Annotated in this window: 6 protein-coding genes and 1 pseudogene; 3 read left to right on the forward strand and 4 right to left on the reverse strand. The window is 75.4% G+C overall.

Annotation, left to right across the window (positions count from 1 at the left end):
- Positions 1-342: pseudogene (locus tag KS423_RS39555) on the reverse strand (hypothetical protein); the annotation flags it as partial.
- Positions 343-467: 125 nt separating this feature from the next.
- Here KS423_RS39555 and KS423_RS39560 point away from each other — a divergent pair.
- The 3 genes from KS423_RS39560 (at position 468) to KS423_RS39570 (ending at position 1674) form a co-directional block, all read left to right on the forward strand.
- Positions 468-698: a hypothetical protein gene (locus KS423_RS39560; protein WP_224284564.1), complete on the forward strand. Its 231-nt coding sequence runs from the start codon at positions 468-470 to the stop codon at positions 696-698.
- Between the two features lie 83 nt (positions 699-781).
- A complete protein-coding gene (locus KS423_RS39565) occupies positions 782-1072 on the forward strand; it encodes a hypothetical protein (protein WP_224284565.1) in 291 nt (96 codons plus the stop codon).
- Positions 1069-1674, forward strand: coding sequence for a bifunctional 2-polyprenyl-6-hydroxyphenol methylase/3-demethylubiquinol 3-O-methyltransferase UbiG (locus tag KS423_RS39570; protein ID WP_224284566.1), 606 nt, complete (start codon positions 1069-1071; stop codon positions 1672-1674). Before KS423_RS39565 ends, KS423_RS39570 begins: the two co-directional genes overlap by 4 nt.
- A 373-nt stretch (positions 1675-2047) precedes the next feature.
- On the opposite strand, the gene KS423_RS39575 is transcribed toward KS423_RS39570, so the two are convergent.
- The 3 genes from KS423_RS39575 to KS423_RS39585 all read right to left on the reverse strand — a co-directional run.
- A complete protein-coding gene (locus KS423_RS39575; RefSeq protein ID WP_224284567.1) occupies positions 2048-3103 on the reverse strand; it encodes an SDR family oxidoreductase in 1056 nt (351 codons plus the stop codon).
- Between the two features lie 87 nt (positions 3104-3190).
- Positions 3191-3766: a TetR/AcrR family transcriptional regulator gene (locus KS423_RS39580; protein ID WP_224284568.1), complete on the reverse strand. Its 576-nt coding sequence runs from the start codon at positions 3764-3766 to the stop codon at positions 3191-3193.
- 54 nt (positions 3767-3820) lie between these two features.
- Positions 3821-4349, reverse strand: a 529-nt coding sequence (locus tag KS423_RS39585) for a histidine phosphatase family protein (RefSeq protein ID WP_224284569.1), incomplete at its 5' end; no start/stop codon positions are given.

Below are 4349 nucleotides of genomic sequence, written 5' to 3' on the forward strand. Positions count from 1 at the left end.
CGCCGGGAGCGCCACCCCCGGGGTGGGCGGTGGCAGCGGGGACGGCGCGGGTGCGGTCGGCGACGGGGAGGCCGGAGGCGGCTGCGCTGCCGGCTCCGAGGCGGAGGGGGTGGCGTCCGGCACCGCCGCCACGCGGACCTCGTCACCCGACCCCGGCCCGCACATCGCCAGGACGGAGGCCAGCACGGCTCCCGTCCCGACCATCGTGGCCGTCCAGGCCTTGCGTGACAGACGCCTCGGCGCCGTGGCGGTGGACCACGGCGGTGGCGGATTCGCCGGGACCGGCGGCTGCCAGGCGTTCTGCGGCCACTGCCATGGCCCTCCGGTGGGCTGCGCAGTCATGTGCTCCTCCTTCCAGTGGCCCCCCTCGAACCTTTCCGTGCTCAACGAGCGCGCCGACGCCGGGACATGACCCGGAAGAGGGGTTTGGACGGGCGCTGATTGCCACCGCGCCACATGCTGGGGCCATGGAGACCAACAGCACGTCCAAGCCCCTGGTCGAGGTGGCCGAGTTCCGGACCGACAGCCGCTACCGCCTCGTCCACTTCGAGGGCCATGGCTGGGAGCCGCTCGCGCCGGAGGAGTTCGAGCCCCGTGTCCACCAGCTCTTCCCCGACCTCGACCCGCGCGACCCCCAGCGGGTCCACTGGGCCGACCGCCCCTGGGAATGGCCCGCCTGGCACCCCGGCGAGGCCTGAACCGGCTCGGTACGGCCTGAACCCCGGCTCGGTACGGCCTGAATCGGCTTGGTGCGGAGCGCCGGCTTCGTTACGCTGGGCGGGTGAGTGTGGATCACTTCTGCTGCCGTCGGCCGGGTCGGGCCGTGGACACCTGCGCGCCGGAGGAATTCGGCGAACTCGTGCCCCGCGACCGCGACATCCGGTACGACCGGCTCGCGGGCGGGGCGCTGCCGGGCGGCTCCATGCCGGTGCTACGCCCCGAGCAGGTCGCGACGGCCTCCGCCTTCCTGCGTGCCTCGGCGCTCGTCGTCCACGACCTGCGCGAGCTGCGGGTCTTCCTCGCGGCTGCGGCCGCGGCCGGCGACGCGGTGGCCGTCCGGGAGGCGCAGTGAACGCGCCGGCCGGCACCGCCGGGTACGGCGAGGCGGCGGAGCAACTCGCCGTGCAGTACGAGAGCGTGAGCTTCGCCGAGGTGCACCGGGAGCTGCATCACCTGTACCCGGCCCCACCCGCGTCCGTCCTCGACGTCGGCGCCGGCACCGGCCGTGACGCCGCCGCCCTCGCCGCTCTCGGCCACCGGGTGGTCGCCGCCGAGCCGACCCCCGAACTCCGCGCTGTCGGCGAACGGTTGCACGCCGGTTCGGGCGTGCGCTGGATCGCCGACGCGCTGCCCGGACTGCCGCTGCTCGCCGCCGAGGGCGAACGCTACGACCTCGTCCTGCTCACCGCCGTCTGGATGCACCTCGCCCCTGCCGAGCGCCCGCCCGCCATGGCCGCGCTCACCCGCCTCCTGGCCCCCGCCGGCCGGCTCGCCCTCACCCTCCGCCACGGTCCTGTCCCACCCGGCCGCCGGATGTTCGACCTCCCGCCCGAGCTCACCATCACCCTTGCCGAGGCCTGCGGCCTGCGGCTCCTCCACCGCGCCGTCCGCCCCGAACTGCACGGCCGCGACGGGGTGCACTGGACGGCGCTGCTCTTCGAGCGGGAGGCGTAGCCGCTCAGCCGCGGCCCTGCCGGACGGTCTCGATCGGGAGGGGCGGGCGGACGGCCCGCGTGCCGTCCGCTACCAGGCCCCGAGCCGTACCTGGTGGTTGCGTTCCTGCAGGACGCGCACTGCACGTTCAGCTCGACCATCGAGGCCATCGCACCCGCCACCCTGGTACGCGCCAGATCCTCGCCGGCGAAGTGGAACCGAAACGCCATCCGGCCCCGCCCGGCGTGTAACTGACGTGACGTCACATCATGCCCGTGGTGCCGGTGGATGTGCCGCGCCCCGCGGTGTGTGGTGGTGCCGGCCCGCGTCATCGCCGCCGTACTGCCGGTCGTCGGCGAGCGGCGGACCTGGCGGCCGGCGTTCCGTGCTGCCGTCACGGTGTGCCGAAGCCCTCCTCGACCAGGCGGGTGGCCCAGCGGGTCAGGGCCGGGGTGAGGGGCGGGTGGGTGAGGCCGGCGGTGCTGGTGAGGCGGTCGGCGGAGCTGGTGTCGTAGCGGTCCTCGGAGAGGAAGGTGAGGGTCTCCGGGTCGGCGCCGGTGAGGGCGCGGGGGAGGCGGCGGACCAGGGCGACGGGGATCCGGGCGCGGGGCGGGCGGACGCCGAGGTGGTGGGCGAGGAGGGTGATCAGGTCGGGGAGGCAGGGGGTGGCGGGGTCGAGGACGGTGTGGGCCGTGAGCGGGGCGCGGTCGTGCTCGGGGACGGCGGCGAGGAAGCGGGCCAGGTGGTCCACGGTGACGACGGGGAGGAAGGTGCGCCGGGTGCCGGGCAGCAGGGGGAGGCGGCCGCGGTGGAGCTGGTGGACGAGCTGGGCCAGGCCCAGGTACTGGCCGGCCTCACCGGTCTGCGAGTGGCCGATGACGCTGCTGGGGTTGACGGTGGTGAGCGGGACGCCGAGGCCGGGTGCGGTGACCCGGACGGCGGCGTCGCCGAGGTGCTTGGAGGCCTCGTACGCGCCGAGGCTGGTGTAGAGCGCGGCGGTCGCGGACGGGTCGAGGGGGTACCGCGGCTGCGGGTCGCGGCCGACGCGGTAGCCGGAGAGGTGGACCAGGCGGCGCAGCCGGGGCCGGGTGGCGGACCAGTGCAGGGTGTGCAGGGCGCCGTGGACGTTGGCGGGTTCGGCCTGGGCGCGGGTGAGGCCGAAGGCGTAGCGGGCGGCGAGGTTGTGGACGTCGCGGACCTCGGCGAGCCGGGCGTCGTCCTCGGGGGAGAGGCCGAGTCCGGGGCGGGTGAGGTCGGCGGTGACGGTGGTCAGCGCGGTGCCGTCCGTGCCGTGGTCGTGCAGCCACCGGCGCAGGGCGTTCGCGCGGCCGGTGTCGCGGACGGCGGCGGCCACCGGCTCGCCGCGGGTGAGGAGTTCGAGGACCAGCCAGCGGCCGAGGAAGCCGGTGGCGCCGAGGACGAGGATGCGGGGCGGTGGGACGGGGGCCATGGTGAACTCCAGGAATCCAGAATCAGTAGACCGGTCTGCATATTTTTCGGGCAGGCGGAGGCGCGGAACGCCCTGCCCGTGCGCCGCCTATCCGCGGCCGAGCAACTGCCGGACGGCGTGCCGGGCGTGGTCCAGCGGTTCGCGGCTGCGCCGGACGGAGGCGAGCAGGACGGCACCCTCCAGCAGGGCGAGCACCTGCCCGGCGGCGACCTCGGCCTCCGCCGGGCCGAAGCCCTCGCCCTCCAGGCGGCCGGCCAGGACCTGCTGCCAGCCGGCGTACAGCTCGGCGCAGACCGTCCGCAGGGTCTCGTTGGTGCCGGCCACCTCCAGGGCGACGGTGGCGATCGGGCAGCCGCTGGTGTAGCGGGATTGCTCCAGACGGTCGGCGAAGGCCTCGATCAGGCGCTCGGCGAGGGCGGTGGTGCCGGCTCCCTCGGCGGCCAGGCCGGCGAGCAGCGCCTCGACCTCCTGGCCGGCCTGGGTGAGGGCGGCGGCCACCAACTGGTCCTTGCCGCCGGGGAAGTGGAAGTAGAGCGAGCCGCGCGGGGCGCCGGTGGCGGCCACGATCCGGTTCAGGCCCGTCCCGAAGTAGCCCTGCGCCTCGATCAGTTCCCTGGTGCCGGCGATCAGCCGGGCCCGGGTCTCCTCGCCCTTGACTCCCATGCGGCGATAGTAGACCGGTCTGCATATTCCTGTCGACGGGCCCTCGATCCCTTGTCAGCAGCGGAGTTGGGGCGGGAACCCGGTCCAGCGCAGCTCCTCCGGCAGATGGCCCTGGTCCTTCAGCAGCAGCACGGCGGGCGGCCGGCCGGGTGTGTAGCGCAGGACGGTCAGCGCCGCGTTGGCGGCGTTGAGGCCGAGCCGGCGCCAGGCGGGGGCGTCCAGCGCGTGCCGGACCAGCCAGCCGATCAGGAAGGCGTGGGTGACGACCAGTTCGTGCCGCTCCTCGCCGCCCGGCACCGGCCCGGTGAACCGCTCGACGGCCCGCCGCGCCAGCACCTCACCGTCGGCCCGCTCCTGCGCCGTGGTGGACGAGAGGCGGTCCAGCACGAACGCGGCGCTGTCGCCGGGAAGTTCCTCCCGCGGGGGCACGTACGGCACGAAGTCCCCGGCCTCCTCGCACGGCTCCGGCCGCACGCCGGTCAGCTGCTCCGCGACCAGCCGTGCGGTCTCGGCGGCCCGGGGCAGCGGCCCGTGGTGCAGCACCGAGACCGGGCGGCCGGCCGGCCGACGGCCCAGCAGGGCG

Origin of the sequence: Streptomyces sp. LS1784, from assembly GCF_020103755.1 — a bacterium.
In the GTDB taxonomy this organism is placed as follows: domain Bacteria; phylum Actinomycetota; class Actinomycetes; order Streptomycetales; family Streptomycetaceae; genus Kitasatospora.